The sequence below is a fragment of the Pseudomonas sp. TH49 genome, assembly GCF_016650625.1.
Lineage (GTDB): Bacteria > Pseudomonadota > Gammaproteobacteria > Pseudomonadales > Pseudomonadaceae > Aquipseudomonas > Aquipseudomonas fluorescens_H.
Genome location: NZ_JAEKFL010000002.1, coordinates 232,561 through 250,283, shown reverse-complemented (window position 1 = coordinate 250,283; position 17,723 = coordinate 232,561). Strand labels below are relative to the sequence as shown.

Here is a 17,723-nt window from a genome sequence, read left to right as displayed (position 1 = left end):
TCACCACAGCGCTTTGGTGTAGGTGATGAGGATCCGGGTTTCATCGGCATCGCGGCTGAACGACGAGCGATAAGTCGCATTGCGCAAACGCAAGGCAACGTCCTTGAACGTGCCGCTCTGGATCACGTACTTGACCTCGGTATTGCGTTCCCATTCCTGGCCGGTCTTGCCGGCCACTTGCGCATGATCGGCATCGATGTAGCGGCTCATGAAAGTCAGGCCGGGAATGCCCAAGCGCTCGAAATCGAAGTCATAACGCACTTGCCACGAGCGCTCCTTCGCTTCGGCGAAATCGCCGATCTGCGCATAGTTGACCAGGTAAGCATCGCTGCCTTCGACATAGGGAAACGCGCTGTCGCCGAGCATCGCCTGATAGCCGACGCTGACCTTGTGCCCGCCCGCGGCGTAACCGATCAGGCCGTTGAGCGACTGATTGCGGATCTTTCCGGCCTTGGCCGCGCCCTGGCTCTCGCTGGAGAAAAACCGCAGGTCGCTGCTCACCGTGCCGCCGGCCATGGGCCGCGTATCGGTGAAGCCGACGAAGTGTTGATCGTAGACATCGCTCAGCGACGCGTAGTGATAACTGACCTTGAGGTTGTCGTTCACCTGCCGATCCACGCCGACCAGATTCAGGTGCGCGCCCTGGGCATTGGTGACGAAGCGGTTGTTCTTGTTGTTCAGCGCAATCGGCTCGTAGCTGGTGTCATTGCGCCCCTTGACCCGATCCAGTTGCCCCGCCGTCAGCACCACACCCGGCAGATCCTGCGAGACCACCATCGCACCCCGAAACGACTGCGGCAGGATCATCCCGTCCTGCGGGCGCAGTGTCGGCAGGACCGGGATCAACGACCCGGCCTTCAGCTCGGTTTTGGCGATTTTGACCTTGGCCGTCACCCCCAATTTGCCGTACTCGCTGGCTGCGCGCCCATCGCTGCGCACCGGCAACAAACCGCTGCCGGCGCGATCGGGACTGGAATCCAGACGCACACCAACCATGCCCAGCAGGTCGACCCCAAACCCCACCAACCCCGGCGTATACCCGGACTCGAACTTGAGCATCAGGCCCTGTGCCCACTCCTCGCGTTTTGATTGCAGGGTTGATGGGCCGTCACGGAAATCCCGATTGAAGTAGACGTTGCGGGTTTCGAACGACGCATGAGAGTCGGCGAAAAAATCCGCGTGAGCTCCGTTGCTCAAACTTGCCAACAGCAATGCGCCGGCCAGGGTCGACAATCCATTGCGCATCCCCGAATGAATGAATGCAGTCACGGCGACACCTATGAAGTTGTTCGTAGAAGACTCAGGCAAACCCGTATCCCCCTGTGGGAGCGGGCTTGCTCGCGAAAGCGCTGTATCAGGCAATGAAGGTGCTGGATGCGCTGACGCCTTCGCGAGCAAGCCCGCTCCCACAGGGCAGATTCGCGGGTCAGAAAGACCGGGCGAGCATCGCGATCAGCCGCTCACCAAACAGCGTCAGGGCCACGCCCAGCAGCACCACCACTGCGCCCGCGATCTTGATCGATGCCGCCGGACGGACCACTGCGCCCAGCCAGCCGAAGTGATCGATCGCCACCGACGACAGCAACTGCCCGGCGATGACCAGCACCAGCAGATTCGCCAGACCGATACGCGGCGCCAGCCACACGGTGCAGAAAATCGCCCCGGCACCGAGCACGCCACCGACCAGACGCCAGCCGGGTTGCGCCGGGATCACACTCAAGGCATCGCCCAGACCACCGCGCATCCATGCCAGTGCACCCAGCACCAGCATGCCGCTGAGAAACGAGTAGAACGCCGCTGCCAGCGTGTTGCCGGTCATGGCCCCGGCCAACTGACTGTTAACCGCCGCTTGCACGGCAATCGCCACACCGGCCAGCAAGGCCAGCACAAAGGAAATCAGGATCATGACCGTGCACCTCTCAGTGGGCATGCAGCGGGGCGAAATGCTCCGCGAAAGGATCAGGGCTGTAACCGGCGGCATTGAACAGGTAGCTGCGCGACTCTTCCGTGGCCCGGTTCAGTTGTTCGCGATCCACGCCCAGCACCACACCGGCCTGTTTGCGGATGCGCCCGGCAATGATCACGGTGTCGATATCGCCACGTTCGGCGGCATGCACCACCGTGCCCAGCGCGTTGTTCGACGGGTAGACGCTGAGGTTGTCGGTGCGGATCAACACAATGTCGGCCTGCTTGCCCGGAGTGATGCTGCCGATGCGCGTCTCGAGTCCGGCACACGCCGCGCCATCAAGGGTGGCGGCTTTGAGCAGTTGCGCGGCGCTGACCAGTTCCGGCGCAGGCTGACCATGGAAACGCGCGCTGTGCGCCGCCGCCCGTTGCAGGTAAAACGCCACGCGCATTTCACCGAACATGTCGCCGCCGTAAGAGCTTTCGTTGTCGACGCTCAGGCCCGGATGCAGGCCGTGATCGACAGCTTTCTGCCAGGCGAACACGCCGTCTTCGAGCCCGTAGTGCGCGTCGGAGCGCGGGCAGACGTTCACCTTGACCCCGGCGTGGCGCAGGATCGACCAACCGTGATCCGGCAGGCAGGTGCAGTGGTTGAAAATATTGTCCGGGCCCAGCAGGCCCTCTTCGTGCAGCGCATCCAGCTCCGCCGCCATACCGGCGCCGAAGAATTCGGTGACGATATTCAGGCCCAATTCGCGGGCAACTGCCCATTGTTCGCGGTCGAGTTGCGCCATCATCGCCAGGGTCACCAGCGAGTCGGGCGAACCGGCGTACTTGTCTTTGATACGGCGCAGATCGCCCGGCCACTGCGTGGACTCCCACTCACCGGACAACGGCGCACCCGGCGCATGCACCGCGCGGATGCCGGCGTCGTGCAAAGCGTCGATGGCCGCATCGGAATGCGCGCCGCTGCGGGCGTTGTGTGAGTTATCGATGATGGTGGTGATGCCGGCGTTGATCGCACCCAGCGCCGTCAGCAGGTTGCCGACGTACATATCTTGCGGACGGTAGTATTTGGCAAAGGAAAAATGCGTGGCGTTGCAGTAGTCTTCAAGCGTCGGCGAGTTCGGGTTGATCCGGCGCAACTGACCTTCCCACGCGTGGCGATGGGTATCGACCATGCCGGGAATCACGATCATGCCTTTGGCATCGATGACTTCAGCGTCGTGAGCATTGAGTCCTACGCCGACCTCGACGATTTCCGTGCCACGAATCAGCACATCGCCTTCGATGAAATTGCCCAGGCGTTCGTCCTGGGTGACCAGGGTTCCGCCCTTGATCAGTAGCAAGCGTTGAGCATCGGGCAACGGTTTGAGCGCGGAAGTCAAAACATCGAAATGAGCATTGAAAGACATGGTGGGCTCCAGGGGGACGGTCGGCGCATTGGCCTGTAGCCGCATTGTCTGACCCGGAAGCTTTATTTAGAATGCCAAAACATCTACAAACATTGTGAAGCTGGGCATACATAATGCGCGACCAAGAGTTTGGCCATCTCAGGGCGTTTTTCGCCGTCGCCCGCGAGCGTAATTTCTCCCGAGCGGCGCAGGCACTGGGGGTTTCGCCATCGGCACTGAGCCAGACCATCAAGGGTCTGGAAGAGCGTCTGGGGGTACGCCTCCTCAATCGCACCACGCGCAGCGTGTCGACCACCGAGGCCGGGAGTAAATTGTTCGAACGCCTGGGCGAGATCTTTGCCGATCTGGACGCAGCGCTGGAACAACTCAACGACTACCGCGACACACCGGTCGGCACCCTGCGCATCTGCGCGCCGCAGGTAGCGATGCTGCACTTCATCCAACCGATCCTGCCGGCATTTCAAGCGACCTACCCGGACATCAAGCTCGAACTGACCACCGACGACAGCACCGCCGACATCGTTTCCCAAGGCTACGACGCGGCGATTCGTCTGGGTGAGTTCATCGAACAAGACATGGTCGCGCTCAAACTCAGCGAACCGCTGACGCAGATCGCCATCGCCTCGCCCGACTACCTGCAAGGCAAACGTCGCCCGCACGAGCCGGCCGACTTGCTGGATCACCGCTGCGTAAACTGGCGGCGCTCCGGGGAGTCCGGGCTGTACAAGTGGCGGTTTTTCCGCGATGGCATGCCGTTCGAATTGAGCGTGAAAGGTTCTCTGGTGGTCAGTGACTGCGCCGTTGCCATGCAATCGGCGCTGGATGGGCTGGGTATCACGGTATGGATCCGTGAGTGGATCAAGGACGAACTCGACAGCGGTGCACTGGTGGCGCTGCTGGAAGAGTGGTCGACACCCTTCCCCGCGTTCTACCTGTATTACCCGAGCAATCGCCAGATGTCGTCAGCGTTGCAAGCCTTTATCGGCGCCCTGCGCAAGGCGCACTAGGCGACGCTTGCCCCGCTCAGGTTCGGGCACTCTTCACGACCGCCATAGAACATGGCCTTGGCGCCAATCGTCAGCAACGACAGCAGCGCAAACAGCAACCCGCACCAGATCGTGCCCGGCAGGCCCCAGGTGTCGATAAACACCCCACCGATCCACGAACCGAGGGCGATCCCGGCATTGGCCGCCGACACATACAGGCTGGTGGCGAACGAATGCGCCTCGGGCGCGGCGCTGGTCAGCCACATCTGGGTGATGATCATGCCGCTGGTGTGAGTCGCGCCCCACAGCAGCACGATAAGCAACATCGAGCCCAGCGAAGCACTGCCGAACACCGCCAGAATCAGGTAGGCGATGCTCAACAGAATCGGAAACAGCAACGCAGTCGCCACCAGATGTGTGGCCAGTGCGCGCCCGGCCAACAGGTTGCCCAGCACCCCGCCGACACCGAAGATCACCAACAGGAAACTGATGGTTTCACCGTCCAGGCCGGTCTGGTTTTTCAGGTATTCGGCGGCGTAGCTGTACACCGCAAACTTGGTGGTGAACACCAGCACCGTGGCGATGATCGCCAGCCACACCGGCGGCTTTTTCAGGATCGACAGCTGACTTGCGAAGCTCTCCGGCGCAGCATTCTGCCGAGGCAGCCTGAGCAGCAATCCGAGCCCGGCGAGCAACGTCGCGACGGCGCAGAACAGAATCGACGCCTCATAAGAAAACCGCCCGGCGACCCATGCGGTAATCGGCACACCGAACACCAGTCCGAGGGTGGTACCGATGAAGGCGACCGTGGTCGCGTGGGTCGCACGCTCCCTGGGGTACAGCGAAATCGCCGCAGCAAACGCCGCCGAGAAAAACACCGGGTGCAACATCGCCGGAACAATGCGCAGCGCCATCAACGTCGAATAGTTCGGCGCATAGGCCGACAGCACGCTGCTGACGGAAAAACACAGCAGCGCACCGACCAGCACTTTCTTGCGGTCGAACCGCGAGAACACCAGCACCAGAAACGGCCCGGACAGCGCGACGATGAACGCGAACAGGCTCATCAGCAAACCGGCCTGGGCGACACTGACACCGAAACGCTCGACGATCAGCGGCAGAATGCCGACCACGCCGAGTTCCAGGGTGTACAGCCCGAACAGGCCCAGAATGATGAAGGGCATGACGGACATGGGATGGGGGGAACGGTTCATAGACTCTCATCAAAAAAAAAGAAAAATTACCCAGACAACACGGCCCCTTGTAGGAGTGAGCCTGCTCGCGATGGCGGTGTGTCATTCGGCATCATCGGTGACTGATTCAACGCCATCGCGAGCAGGCTCACTCCTACAGGTGGTTTCAGGCCTTGTTGAAATCGACCACAACCTTGCCGAACGCCCCGCGATTGAGATGGGCGAACGCTTCAGTCACCTGATCGAAGGCATAGGTCGCATCGATCACCGGTTTGATCCCGTGGTGATCGATCATCCGCACCATGTCCTCCAGCGCCCGACGCGGGCCGACGGCCACCGCAACGATTGAAGCGCGGCTGCCGAGCAGCGGCATGATCGGCGTGCGCAACTCGTCAGAATCGAGCAGGCCGATGATCGACACCCGACCTCCAGGCACCACTGCCTGCAGAGAGCGCCCGAGGTTGTCGCCGCCGGCCATCTCCAGAATGTGATCGGCGCCGCGCCCGTCGGTCAGTTCCAGCACAGCGGTGTGCCAGTCCGGTGTGGTGCTGCGGTTGATGCCATGAGTGGCGCCCAGGGCGATGGCCTGGGCGATCTTGTCGTCGCTGCTGCTGGTGACGATGACGTTGGCGCCACTGGCCGCCGCCAGTTGCACGGCAAACAGCGAAACCCCGCCAGTGCCTTGCACCACCACGGTTTGCCCGGCGTGCAGATGACCCAGTTCGATCAACGCCATCCACGCAGTCAGTGCGGCAATCGGCAGTGTGCTGGCCTCGACTGCACTGAGGGTTTTCGGCGCGCGCACGCACCAGTCGGCCGGCGTGGCAACGTACTGCGCCAACATGCCGGGAATCGGCCCACCCTGGGTCGGCATCTCGGCCCAGGTTTTCGGATTGCCGTCGATCCAGTTGGTAATGTAGGTGGAGATGACTTTGTCGCCACTCTGAAAGCGCGTGACGCCCTCGCCGACCGCGACCACGGTACCGGCCATGTCCGAGGCTGGCGTGAAGGGGAATTTCAACGCCGCGGTCATGCCGTTTTCCGCGACTTGGGTATCACGGTAATTAAGCGAAACCGCATCGATCTTGACCAGGATTTCTCCGGCTTTCGGGGTTGGTCGCGGGGCCTGGACCTGGCTGAGGTTGGCGAGGCCAAACGCGGAAATTTCCCAGCGCTGCATAATGTCGGACATGGCGATAATCTCGGTAGAGGACTGTGGCGCCGATGATAGAAGCCATGCCCCCGGCTGATTAAGTGGGTCGCCACTCCGTTATATACGGACGTTTTGTTCCGCAATGACTAAGGTAAATTGAACCCCACCGGTGAAATCGAGAATCGTGATGGACAGCCTTAATGCGTTGAATGTGTTTGTGTCGGTGGCGGAAACTCGCAGCTTTGTCGCCAGTGGGCGCCTGCTTGGCGTGTCGGCTTCGGCAATTGGCAAAAGCATCGTGCGCCTGGAAGAACGCTTTGGCGTGCGCCTGTTCAATCGCAGCACGCGCAGCATCACGCTGACCGAGGACGGCACGCGGTTTCTCGAACGCAGTTTGCGCATCCTTGCCGAGATCGAAGCAGCGGAAATGGAGTTTTCCCAGACCAACGCCGCCCCGCGCGGGCGTCTGAAGATCAGTTTGCCGCTGGTGGGCGAGCCGTTTTTACCGGTGCTGGCACGGTTCAAGAAAACCTACCCGACGGTGGATCTCGACCTGACGTTCGATGACCGCCGGGTCGATGTGATCGAGGAAGGCTACGACGCGGTGTTGCGGGCCGGAGATGTCCCGGATTCCAGCCTGACCTCGCGCCTGATCGGTAGCTACCGGATGATTCTGGTGGGGGCGCCGCTCTACTTTCAGGCCCATGGCGTACCGCAGCAAGCCACCGATCTGCTCAGTCATTCGTGTATTCAGTTTCGCTTTCCCAACACCGGCAAGCTGCAGGTCTGGCCGTTGCGCGAAGCCGGCCAGGAAGTCGATCTGCAAGTGCCGACCTCGATGGTCTGCAACAACCTCGAAGCGCGGATCTGCTTTGCCCTGCAAGGCCTGGGCATCGCCTATCTACCGGACTTCTGCGTCAGCGAGGCCTTGGCCGATGGGCGCTTGCAACGGATTTTGCCCGACTGCGCAGAGACAGGCGTCTACCGGATCATGTGGCCCTCGGGCAAGCATCCACAGCTGAAACTGCGGGTGTTCATCGACTTCCTCAAGGAGCATCTGTTTCCGCAGCAGACGCCGGCTTAGCCAATCAACGCTATCAACTGATACCGCTGCGCATCGGTCAACATCGGCCCGAACCCGGCGCCGGCGTTGTCGGCCATATAGCGCGGATTGCCGGTGCCGGGGATCACGCAAGTCACCGCCGGATGCGAAAGCAGATATTTCAGCGCCAGTTGCGGCCAACTGTTGACCTGCACATCCGACACCCAACCCGGCAGCGGCTTGCCCTTGAGCCGTGTCAGCAAGCCGCCGCCACCGAACGGCCGATTACAGATCACCGCCACCCCGCGCTCGCGGCACAACGGCAGAATGCGTTTCTCCACACCACGGTCATCGAGGGCGTAGTTGATTTGCAGGAAATCCAGTTGTTCGGCCCCGAGCACTGCCTCGACTTCTTCATAGGCCGACGGCGTGTAATGGGTGATGCCGATGTAGCGAATGCGTCCCTGCGCTTTCCATTCGCGCAGGGTCGGCAGATGGCTTTGCCAGTCCAGCAGGTTGTGGATCTGCATCAGGTCGATGCGTTCGGTGCGCAGCAGGCTGAAGGATTGCTCCATCTGCGCGATGCCCTCCTTGCGCCCGCGGGTCCACACCTTGGTCGCCAGAAATGCCGGCGAGCGTGGTTCGTGGATCGACAACAGCTCGCCAGTGGTTTGCTCGGCGCGGCCATACATCGGCGAGCTGTCGATCAGCGTGCCGCCCTTTTTGAACAGTTCATCGAGCACCGCCGGCAGTTGTTTATAGACGGGGTCGCCGGGCGCAACATCGAAGCCGCGGTACGTGCCCAGGCCCACCATTGGCAACAGCTCGGAGCTTGAAGGGATGGCGCGGGTCTGCATGGTCTGGTCTCCTGCCGTGCTGGGCGAAGTGGCCGGCGGCGGCGTGGCGGTGGCCAACGCCCGGTCAAAGGTGAAGACCGCCGAAACCCCGGCAGCCAGTTTGAGCAACCGGCGCCGGGAGCAACCCTCAGTGTGGCTCATGCTGGTTCCCCTGCTGCGTGAAGCTGTTGAACGTTGTGTGCGACGGCTGCCCGTCCACTGCGCTGGACTACACTGCGACAGCGAACACCCGCGCCCGGTTAAAGTTAGTCGAATGTCCAGAAAACTGATGTCACTCGTCGCCTTGCTCATCGCCCTCTACCTGCTGCTGTGCGGGGCGCTGTTCGTATTTCAGCGTTCGCTGATCTATTTCCCCCAGCCTGACAGCGCCGTCGCCACGACGGATTCGCGGTTGAAACTGACGATGCCGGATGCCGATGTGTGGGTAGCCACGCGCGCACATGTCGGGCCGAAGGCACTGATCTACTTTGGCGGCAATGCCGAGGACGTGTCGCGCAATCTGCCGTCGTTCAGCGAGGCCTTTCCCGACTACGCGATGTTTTTGCTGAACTATCGGGGTTTCGGTGGCAGCAGCGGCTCGCCCTCGGAGGAAGCGATCGCCGAAGATGCGTTGGCGCTGTTCGATCAGGTGTACGCCAGCCATCCGCAGATTGCCGTGATCGGCCGCAGCCTGGGTTCGGGGGTGGCGGTGCGCCTGGCGAGTCAGCGCCCGGCGAAACAACTGATTCTGGTGACGCCGTACAACAGCCTTGAAGACATCGCCGTCCGCCAATATCCGTGGATGCCGGTGAAGTGGCTGCTGAAGGATCGCTTCGAGTCGGGCCGCTATGCCGCGCACATTCGCGTGCCGACGTTGCTGTTGGCGGCCAGCGATGACGAGGTGATACCACGGGACAGCACGCAGCGACTGCTACAGAGTTTCCCCAAAGGCGTGGCGACGCTGCGGGTGGTACCGGATGCGGGGCACAACTCGATCTCCGAGCGGGCGCAGTATCTGCAGTGGATGGAGGATGTGCTTGATCGCTGATAGCCGGTTATTGCGTTGTCTGGACTGGCCCCTTCGCGAGCAAGCCCGCTCCCACAGTGGTTCAGCGTCAACCGGACAAAATGTGGGAGCGGGCTTGCTCGCGAAGAGGCCAGAAGAGACTGAAATCGAGATCTTCGCCGGATCTCAAACGAGCAATCCTGCGCTCTTCAGCAGCTCATGCAATCCCTTTGGAACCAATGGCGCGTGCTCGCTGAAACTTGAGCTGTCATGCCAGCGGATGGTGAAGGGAGCCCCGTCACTTTCATGGCCATGGATTTGTGCAAGTTCATACGCGTCAGGATCAGCAAACGTCGCATCGTAGACCTGGACAATTTCATGCCCCGGTTTGCCGTTGTAGACGAACAGACTTTCAAGTGTGCCGAGCAGTCGTAAGTCGGTCACGGACAGGCCCAGCTCCTCCTGTACTTCACGCACGACAGCCTCCGCACTGGTCTCGCCGAACTCGATACCACCGCCAACAGGCCGAAAACAGATTTGCTGGCTGACCGGGTCACGAAATTCATTAACCAGAATTTTGCCGTTATGGTGAAAAACACAGATTGCGAGCGGGCGAATACGTCGTTCGGCCATAGGATGAAGTCCATTTACGGATGTGAGGCGCGGAATTTAACCACGATTCGCGCTGCACATCGGTGGACGTCTATTGCAACAGGCCACCTCAGACCGGAGAAATCGTCGCAAGCATTCCGATCAGAATGGTCAACGTCAGAAACCCACCCAGGAAAATCGCCATCTTGTTCATGCTGCTCTCCTCAATACTGAGCTGGCGGTGCACCGGGCGCTTCGGGATGAAGGACTGCCGCGGGTGACCGAACTGCCGGGCTATTCTGAGCGTCTGACTGAACCGGTTACAGAGGCAGATCCAACAGAAAAATACGGATCAGATGCCCATCTGATCCGCTCCGGCCATGGTCTGGTATTCAGATCGACGCACAACGGTCCCTGATCCGCCGCTTTGAACTAGAGTGAGTGCCGTCGCGCGAAGAACAACAACAATCCCAGGAGTGGTCAATGTCCGAACTGAACCTGCACCCCAACGCCGCCGAATCCCTGAAGCACTGGCACGAGATGATCCGCACCGGCAACCTCAAGCCCTTGCCCGAACTGCTCGATCCGAACGCGGTATTCCGCTCGCCGATGGCCCACTCGCCCTACCCCGGCGCGCAAGTGGTGACGATGATCCTCAACACCGTGTTCAACGTCTTTGAAGATTTCAAATACCACCGCGAACTGGCGACTGCCGATGGTTTGAATGTGGTGCTGGAGTTCAGTGCGAAGGTGGGCACGAAAGAACTGAAAGGCATCGACATGATTCGCTTTGATGAGAGCGGGAAAATTGTCGAGTTCGAGGTGATGGTGCGGCCGTTGAGCGGGTTGCAGGCGCTGGGGGAAGAGATGGGGCGGCGGCTTGGCGCCTATCTGGCAAAAGCGAAACCTGTGTAGGAGCTGCCGAAGGGGGGTTGTGGCATAAAAAAGCCCACTGACCGTTACCGGTGCAGTGGGCTTTTGCGTATCTGGCGTCTAGTTACAGAGCCATGTCACGTGCAGCATTTACCTTCGGCGCCGCAGCTTTTTCAGCAGCAGGTGCGGCCGGAGCAGCAGCCTGACCAATCACCGGAGGCGTCGGCAGTTCGAGGATTTTGGCGGTGTACGCCCACTCTTGTGCCACTTTGGCCGGATCGCTGTTCAGCTGGGTGCCGTAGCTTGGCACGATCTGGTGCAGCTTGGCTTGCCACTCAGGGGTGGCGACTTTGTCTTTGAAGACTTTCTGCAGCACGCTCAGCATGATCGGTGCAGCGGTAGACGCGCCTGGCGATGCGCCCAGCAGGCCGGCGATGGAGCCGTCTTGTGCAGCAACGATTTCGGTGCCCAGTTTCAGCACGCCGCCAGCGGCTTCATCACGCTTGATGATTTGCACGCGTTGGCCGGCTTGCCACAGGCGCCAGTCTTCGGCTTTGGCGTTCGGGAAGTATTCCTTCAGCGCGTTCATGCGGTCTTCATCCGACAGCATCAGTTGACCGGCCAGGTACTCGACCAGCGGGTATTCCTTGATGCCGACCTTGGTCATAGGCCAGATGTTGTGGGTGGTGGTGCTAGTCAGCAGGTCCAGGTACGAGCCTTCTTTGAGGAACTTGGTGCTGAAGGTCGCGAATGGGCCAAACAGGATGACGCGCTTGCCGTCCAGAACACGGGTGTCCAGGTGCGGAACCGACATCGGCGGTGCGCCAACCGAAGCTTTACCGTAGGCCTTGGCCAGGTGCTGCTCGGCGATGGCCGGGTTATCGGTCACCAGGAACGAGCCGCCGACCGGGAAGCCAGCGTATTCCTTGGCTTCAGGAATGCCCGACTTCTGCAGCAGATGCAGAGCGCCGCCACCGGCGCCGATGAACACGAACTTGGCGTCGGTTTCGGTCTTGGTGCCGTCTTTCAGGTTTTTGTAGCTGACGCGCCAGGTGCCGTCGGCGTTCTTGGTGATGTCTTCGACTTCACTCGACAGCTTCAGATCGAAGTTAGGCTTGGTCTGCAGGTAACCGGCGAACTGGCGGGTGATTTCGCCGAAGTTCATGTCGGTACCCAGCGGGCTCCAGGTGGCCGCGATTTTCTGGTTCGGGTCACGCCCTTCCATCATCAGCGGAACCCACTTCTTGATCACAGCCGGGTCTTCGGAGTACTGCATGCCGGCGAACAGCGGGCTCGCTTGCAGGGCTTCGTAGCGCTTTTTCAGGAACTTGATGTTGTCATCGCCCCACACGAAGCTCATGTGCGGAGTGGTGTTGATGAACGAGCGAGGGTTCTTCAGAACGCCTTGCTGAACCTGCCAGGCCCAGAACTGACGGGACACCTGGAACGCTTCGTTGATCTCGACGGCTTTCGGGATCGTTACGTTGCCTTTGTCGTCTTCCGGGGTGTAGTTCAGCTCAGCCAGGGCGGAGTGACCGGTACCGGCGTTGTTCCAGCCGTTGGAGCTTTCCAGGGCGACGCCGTCCAGGCGCTCGACCATTTCCATCGACCAGCTTGGCTCCAGCTCATTGATCCACACACCCAGGGTGGTGCTCATGATGCCGCCGCCGATCAGCAGTACATCTACTTTCTTCGCTTCTGCAGCATTGGCGGAAGACATCCCCATCGCCAAAGCCAGCCCCAGCAAGGCCGTGTTCACTTTCTTAAACATCTGTTGCACCTATGATAAAACGCCTTCCGCCCGCCGCTGTTGTACGTGTGGGAGCCTTTTTCGCGACACTCAGGCCAGGGTCGCGAGCACCTTCACACTGCAATTTTGACGGGTGGGCACACAAGGCCGACGGACTGCATCGACCTCAGTTAATGTCCCTTCTGAACTGACTTCTTATCATTATTGGCTTCAGCTACTTGAGCGACAGGGATTCCGTCAGCCCGCCCAAGGGCAGGCAAACTGAATTAGGTCAAACCAAGTTGGCGCGAAGAATATCACGTCAGGGCAAACCCGCGCGTCTGTTCCCGACTTGAGAGTCTTTTTCCGCTCTGGGCTTTATCGGCCGGCCTGGGCGGAACATGACCCTGCGGCCGCTCTGGCTGAAGTCTTTCAGCGATTCGCGCAGGGCTGGCAGGCAAATCGGGTCTACAGTTAATAGCAGGTGCCTTGCTCACCAGGCGCTCACTGAGTCCTGTGCTTCGATGGAACTCCCTCCTTTCGCACACCTCTCACGCTATGTAGTACTTCCCTTTTGCTTCGCGCTTGTGGAGGAACACCGTCATGCGCAAGTTATTGCTCGTTTCGTCGTTAATCTTATGCCTGCCATTCGGCTCGGCCATGGCCCGTGTGGATGCCAAGGACGTCGCTACCTCGGCCGGGGTATCCGCTTCGCTTTATTCAACCTTCAAGGACCACAAGATGGTCATCCCCGCCCGTGACGACCTGACGGCATTTGTCGCCAGCGACGGTGCGATCCGAGGGGTCTATCTGGAGTCTGTATTGCAACAGGTGCGGCAGGACAATCCCGGCATCAACGCCAGTGATGAAGAGCTGGCCAACGCGATACTGGCGCATTACGAAGGCCTGAATCAGTAACAGCCCCGTACAGTACCGCCGATGGATGGGAACTGAGCGACCATGGGCAAATTGGCCAAACGGCCTCTATGATGGAGGCCATGACGACTCCTTTGCCCATTCGCTCGCCCTGTCCACCCGGCGCCTGTATTTGCGGGCGCGATCCGTTGCTGGAAACGCCCGGCGCGGATATGCGCATCTTGCTGCTGACCCGGCAGGAAGAAAAGCGCCTGCTCGAACGTTTGGAAAACCTGCAGAGTCTGGCCGATCTCGAACGCCTGCAGCGCAAGATGTTCGAGCAGTTGGGCATTCGCGTGGACGTCGCACCGGGCTTCAATGAGGTGCGCACCATGCGCGGCATTGCAATCGTCATCGACGAACTGCCCGGCCTGTGCCGCAAAACCCGGCAAGCAATCCCGGCGGCGATCCGCCGAGGTCTGGAAAATCGACCGGAAATTGCTTTCGAGCTACTCAACGCTCATGACTTGCTGCGCGACGCCTGATTACTTTTTCAGGCCCAGCCGTTTGCGCATGTCTGCGGTGATGCTCTGGCGGGTTTTCTTCAGGTCTGCCCACGGCTCGTCACCGACCTCCGCCAGGCGCTGGTGGACGTTGCTCACGTTCCACTGATCGGCCCCCTTCAGCTCGGCCACCTCTTCGCGATAAATCGGCACCGATACCGGCAAGCCTTCACGGGTGCGCGCGGCGTAAGCGCAGATCGTCGTCGCGCCAAGACCGTTACGCAGATAGTCGATGAAGATCCGTCCAACCCGATTCTTCGGCCCCGAAACCGCAGAAAACCGTTCAGGCAACAGCTTGGCCATATGGCTGACGATCGCATGGCTGAAGTCCTTGACCTCATCCCAGCCAAGTTTGCGCGTCAACGGCACCACCAGGTGAATGCCCTTGCCGCCGCTGGTCTTGAGGAACGCCTTGAGTCCCAGTTCATCGAGTACGGTCAGGGTCAGTGCCGTGGCTTCCACCATGCTTTTCCATGGCAATGCCGGGTCGGGGTCGAGATCGAGGACAAACCGGTCAGGCTTGTCCAGATCGACCGTGGTGGCGTTCCAGGTGTGCAACTCGACCGTGCTCATCTGCACCGCGCCGATCAACGCTTCGGCGTTGTTGATCAGCATCACCGGCTGGCCAGTGACGTCCTTGTCCAGCGTGGTGATGCCGGGAATCGCCAGATGCTCGGCGTTTTTCTGGAAGAACAGCTCGCCGGCGATGCCGTCCGGCGCCCGCACCAGCGCGACCGGGCGATCCTTGAGCTGCGGCAGAATCCACTCGGCGACGCTGGCGTAATACTCGGCCAGTTGCATCTTGGTGGTGCCGCTGACCGCATCGATCACCCGATCCGGGTGAGTGATACGCACCTTGCCGCTGGCGAGGCCAAGCTGTGATGGCGCCGGTTCGGCTTTCTTTGACTCAGCCGCTTTGTTTGATTCGCTAGCTTTCTTTGACGCGGCAGCTTTTTTCGCAGGGGTGGCTTTCGCTGAAGTTTTCACGGGTTTCGCTCGCTCCTCGGTAATCGCCTTGGCCGGTTTGTCATTGCGCAGACCATGGAACACGGCGTGGCGTACCGAGCCGTCCTTGGTCATTTCAGCGAACGCCACTTCTGCCAACAGATTCGGTTTGAGCCAATGCACGCCTTTGGCTTCGAAGCCGCTCGGCGGATTGACCACCGCCGCCTTCTTCACCTGCAACGGTTTGAGCTGGGCGAGGATGCTTTTCAGCGTGGTTTCGTTGAACCCGGTGCCGACCTTGCCGGCATAGCGCAACTCGCCGCTGTCGCGATCATGCAGGCCCAGCAGCAACGCGCCGAACGCACTGCGCGAACCTTTCGGATCGGTGTAGCCGACGACCACGAATTCCTGCCGATGCTTGCATTTGAGCTTGATCCAGTCACTGCTGCGCCGCGACACGTAAGGCGAGCCGAGGCGTTTGCCGATCAACCCTTCCATCTGCATCTGGCAGGCGCTGTTGAGCAGTGCGTCCGCCGTTTCGTCGAAGGCTTCGGAGAAGCGCAGCAACGGCTGTTCATGCCCACCGAGCACCGTGGACAACGCGGCGCGGCGCTCCTCGACCGGCACTTCGCGCAGGTCGACACCGTTGAGGTACGGCATGTCAAACAGGTAGTACATGATGCTGGCGCTGCGCCCGGCTTCGAAGGCGTTTTGCAGCGCCTGAAAGTCCGGTACACCGCGCTCGTTGGTGACCACCACTTCGCCGTCCAGCCATGCGGATTCAAGGCCAAGCTCAGCGAGGGCTTGCGCCTGTTGCGGCAGTTTGTGCGTCCAGTCGTGACCGTTGCGGGTGAACAGTTGCACCTGATCGTGATCGATGCGCGCCATGATCCGGTAGCCATCGAATTTGATCTCGTAGCTCCACTGCCCTTCGGGTGCGCTGTCGACCAGGGTCGCCAGTTCCGGCTTGAGTTGCGCCGGCAGTTTGGCCTTGCGTGCTCCGGTGAGTGTTCCGGACGCCGCTTTGCGAGGTTTGCCCGCAGACTTTTTCACAGGTTTGGCTTGCTCGGCGGCGAGCCTCGGTTTGCTGATCAGGGTACGCTCGCTGAGCACACTGTCCGGCTCTGCACTGAGCACGTCATAGTCGTCTTGCGGGCGGGCGGCGCTGTCCTGATGTTTGATCAGAAACCAGTTTTCCTTCTTGCCCGGCATGTGCGTGCGCACCAGATTCCAGATGCCGGACAGCTTTTCGCCTTGCAGTTCGAACTTGAGTTTGCCCTTGGCGTAGGCCTTGGCCGGATCCTCCAGCGGAATCCACACGCCGCGATCCCAGACGATCACATCGCCCGCGCCATAATGCCCCTCGGGAATGCTGCCCTCGAACGTCGCGTAATCCAGCGGATGGTCTTCGACGTGCACCGCCAGGCGCTTGACCTTTGGATCGAGCGACGGCCCCTTCGGCACCGCCCAGCTCTTCAGCGCGCCATCGAGTTCCAGGCGAAAGTCGTAATGCAGGTGCGAAGCGTCGTGCTTCTGAATGCAGAACTGCAGCGCATGGTCACTGGCCTTGCTGCGGCCACGGCGTTTGACGGCGGCGGGCTCGGACGTCGCCGAAAAATCGCGCATGCGGTTGTAGTCGTCGAGGTTTCGGGTCATGGCGCACCTGCCTTGTGTCAGCCAATGCGGGTCACGGTCAGCGCGACCACCGCGATCCGGTCCACTCGCTGGTAACCGGGGTTCAACAACTCTTCACCGAACACGTCCGGGTCCAGTTCGCGATAGGTCCAGGCGAATCGCGTCGAATCCAGGCGCGGCACCACGGTGTCGAAAAACGGATCGCGGCCATCGACCATGGCCACGCCGGTGTACAGCAGCAACGAGCCACCGGGGGCCAGCCGATTGAGCGCCTGCTCGACGATACGCAGCGACAATCCGGCGCCGAGCGAGCCACCGCCATGCCGATAGGCACGCCCGGCCGGGTCGGCCATGTACGGCGGGTTGGCGACAATCAGGTCGAAGCTGCCTTCGGTGCCCTGCAACACATCGCTGGCCTGCACCTCGACATTGGCGACCTCGGCCAATGCCGCGTTGATCGCGGTCAGGCGCAGCGCGGCGGGGTTGATGTCCACCGCCAGCACTTGCGCTTCACGCCGGGCGCGGGCAATCAGAATCGCCCCGACACCGGCACCGCAGCCGATGTCCACGGCACGCTGGATCGGCGCAAAACTCTGCTGCAGATGCGCGTGAATCAGTTGCGCAAAACGATAGGTGTCGGGACCGAAAAATACCGAGTCGGCGGCGTCGGTGGGAAAGCCCGAATGCACGAACAGCAAGTCATCCAGACTCGACCAGCGCACCCGGCTCTTCAAGCGGCCGTCGTAGACGTCAATCACTTGCGCATCCTGCAATTGCCGTTGTTCGTCGGCAGACAACAGCCCCGGCTCGAACGGGCGCGACCAGCCGAAGACGTCGCGCAGGGTGTCGGCGACCTGCCCTTCGTCACGCTGGTTGACGCGCTGATGAGTCAAGGGCGTCGGCGTGACGAAACGGTAGCCGTCAGCCTGCAAGCGCCGGCCGAGTTGCAGCAGTGTCAGGTCGTTGGCGGACAGTTGTTCTTCCTGATTCATGGGG

The 17,723-nt window shown here is 60.9% G+C and carries 17 protein-coding genes; 7 read left to right on the top strand and 10 right to left on the bottom strand.

Going from position 1 to position 17,723, the window contains the following annotated elements; all coding sequences use genetic code 11:
- From JFU48_RS18480 to JFU48_RS18470, 3 genes are all read right to left on the bottom strand, one after another.
- A complete protein-coding gene (locus JFU48_RS18480) occupies nucleotides 1-1,245 on the bottom strand; it encodes an OprD family porin (protein ID WP_045122529.1) in 1,245 nt (414 codons plus the stop codon).
- 181 nt (nucleotides 1,246-1,426) lie between these two features.
- Entirely contained in the window at nucleotides 1,427-1,906 is a 480-nt protein-coding gene (locus tag JFU48_RS18475) for a DMT family transporter (RefSeq protein WP_003226134.1), read from the bottom strand.
- 13 nt (nucleotides 1,907-1,919) lie between these two features.
- Nucleotides 1,920-3,320, bottom strand: a complete 1,401-nt coding sequence (locus tag JFU48_RS18470) for an amidohydrolase family protein (RefSeq protein WP_003226136.1) — start codon at nucleotides 3,318-3,320, stop codon at nucleotides 1,920-1,922.
- Nucleotides 3,321-3,433: 113 nt separating this feature from the next.
- Between JFU48_RS18470 and JFU48_RS18465 the strand changes: the two genes are divergently transcribed.
- A complete protein-coding gene (locus JFU48_RS18465; protein WP_201137235.1) occupies nucleotides 3,434-4,327 on the top strand; it encodes a LysR family transcriptional regulator in 894 nt (297 codons plus the stop codon).
- Here the strand turns inward: JFU48_RS18465 and JFU48_RS18460 are convergent.
- Both JFU48_RS18460 and JFU48_RS18455 read right to left on the bottom strand, forming a co-directional pair.
- Entirely contained in the window at nucleotides 4,324-5,520 is a 1,197-nt protein-coding gene (locus JFU48_RS18460; protein ID WP_201137234.1) for an MFS transporter, read from the bottom strand. The two genes, JFU48_RS18465 and JFU48_RS18460, sit on opposite strands and share 4 nt — an antisense overlap.
- Nucleotides 5,521-5,665: 145 nt before the next feature.
- Nucleotides 5,666-6,691 (bottom strand): zinc-dependent alcohol dehydrogenase family protein, encoded by a 1,026-nt coding sequence (locus JFU48_RS18455; protein WP_201137233.1) that lies wholly within the window; start codon nucleotides 6,689-6,691, stop codon nucleotides 5,666-5,668.
- A 148-nt stretch (nucleotides 6,692-6,839) separates the two neighbouring features.
- Here JFU48_RS18455 and JFU48_RS18450 point away from each other — a divergent pair, with 148 nt between their 5' ends.
- The gene (locus JFU48_RS18450) at nucleotides 6,840-7,736 is read left to right on the top strand and encodes a LysR family transcriptional regulator (RefSeq protein ID WP_045122531.1); all 897 of its coding nucleotides are present in this window, start codon (nucleotides 6,840-6,842) and stop codon (nucleotides 7,734-7,736) included.
- Here the strand turns inward: JFU48_RS18450 and JFU48_RS18445 are convergent.
- Nucleotides 7,733-8,692: an aldo/keto reductase gene (locus JFU48_RS18445; RefSeq protein ID WP_201137232.1), complete on the bottom strand. Its 960-nt coding sequence runs from the start codon at nucleotides 8,690-8,692 to the stop codon at nucleotides 7,733-7,735. The genes JFU48_RS18450 and JFU48_RS18445 overlap by 4 nt on opposite strands.
- Before the next feature lie 112 nt (nucleotides 8,693-8,804).
- Between JFU48_RS18445 and JFU48_RS18440 the strand changes: the two genes are divergently transcribed.
- Nucleotides 8,805-9,578, top strand: a complete 774-nt coding sequence (locus tag JFU48_RS18440) for an alpha/beta hydrolase (protein WP_201137231.1) — start codon at nucleotides 8,805-8,807, stop codon at nucleotides 9,576-9,578.
- A gap of 144 nt (nucleotides 9,579-9,722) precedes the next feature.
- On the opposite strand, the gene JFU48_RS18435 is transcribed toward JFU48_RS18440, so the two are convergent.
- The gene (locus tag JFU48_RS18435) at nucleotides 9,723-10,169 is read right to left on the bottom strand and encodes an NUDIX hydrolase (RefSeq protein ID WP_003226146.1); all 447 of its coding nucleotides are present in this window, start codon (nucleotides 10,167-10,169) and stop codon (nucleotides 9,723-9,725) included.
- Nucleotides 10,170-10,242: 73 nt separating this feature from the next.
- On the opposite strand from JFU48_RS18435, the gene JFU48_RS18430 reads away from it, so the two are divergent.
- Together JFU48_RS18430 and JFU48_RS18425 are read left to right on the top strand one after the other, a co-directional pair.
- Nucleotides 10,243-10,545, top strand: a complete 303-nt coding sequence (locus JFU48_RS18430; protein WP_201137230.1) for a hypothetical protein — start codon at nucleotides 10,243-10,245, stop codon at nucleotides 10,543-10,545.
- A gap of 65 nt (nucleotides 10,546-10,610) precedes the next feature.
- Nucleotides 10,611-11,042, top strand: a complete 432-nt coding sequence (locus JFU48_RS18425; protein ID WP_201137229.1) for a nuclear transport factor 2 family protein — start codon at nucleotides 10,611-10,613, stop codon at nucleotides 11,040-11,042.
- 82 nt (nucleotides 11,043-11,124) lie between these two features.
- On the opposite strand, the gene mqo is transcribed toward JFU48_RS18425, so the two are convergent.
- Complete coding sequence (gene mqo / locus JFU48_RS18420; RefSeq protein ID WP_201137228.1) at nucleotides 11,125-12,771, bottom strand: malate dehydrogenase (quinone); 1,647 nt, start codon at nucleotides 12,769-12,771, stop codon at nucleotides 11,125-11,127.
- 561 nt (nucleotides 12,772-13,332) lie between these two features.
- Between mqo and JFU48_RS18415 the strand changes: the two genes are divergently transcribed.
- Both JFU48_RS18415 and JFU48_RS18410 read left to right on the top strand, forming a co-directional pair.
- Nucleotides 13,333-13,647 carry a DUF2388 domain-containing protein gene (locus JFU48_RS18415; RefSeq protein ID WP_003226153.1) on the top strand — a complete coding sequence of 105 codons (315 nt, stop codon included), beginning with the start codon at nucleotides 13,333-13,335 and terminating at the stop codon, nucleotides 13,645-13,647.
- Nucleotides 13,648-13,727: 80 nt separating this feature from the next.
- Nucleotides 13,728-14,129, top strand: a complete 402-nt coding sequence (locus JFU48_RS18410; RefSeq protein ID WP_045122535.1) for a hypothetical protein — start codon at nucleotides 13,728-13,730, stop codon at nucleotides 14,127-14,129.
- Here JFU48_RS18410 and ligD read toward each other — a convergent pair whose 3' ends face one another.
- Together ligD and JFU48_RS18400 are read right to left on the bottom strand one after the other, a co-directional pair.
- Entirely contained in the window at nucleotides 14,130-16,748 is a 2,619-nt protein-coding gene (ligD, locus tag JFU48_RS18405; protein WP_201137227.1) for a DNA ligase D, read from the bottom strand.
- Nucleotides 16,749-16,765: 17 nt separating this feature from the next.
- Nucleotides 16,766-17,719 carry a methyltransferase gene (locus JFU48_RS18400; RefSeq protein WP_103484851.1) on the bottom strand — a complete coding sequence of 318 codons (954 nt, stop codon included), beginning with the start codon at nucleotides 17,717-17,719 and terminating at the stop codon, nucleotides 16,766-16,768.
- Between the last annotated feature and the right edge of the window lie 4 nt (nucleotides 17,720-17,723).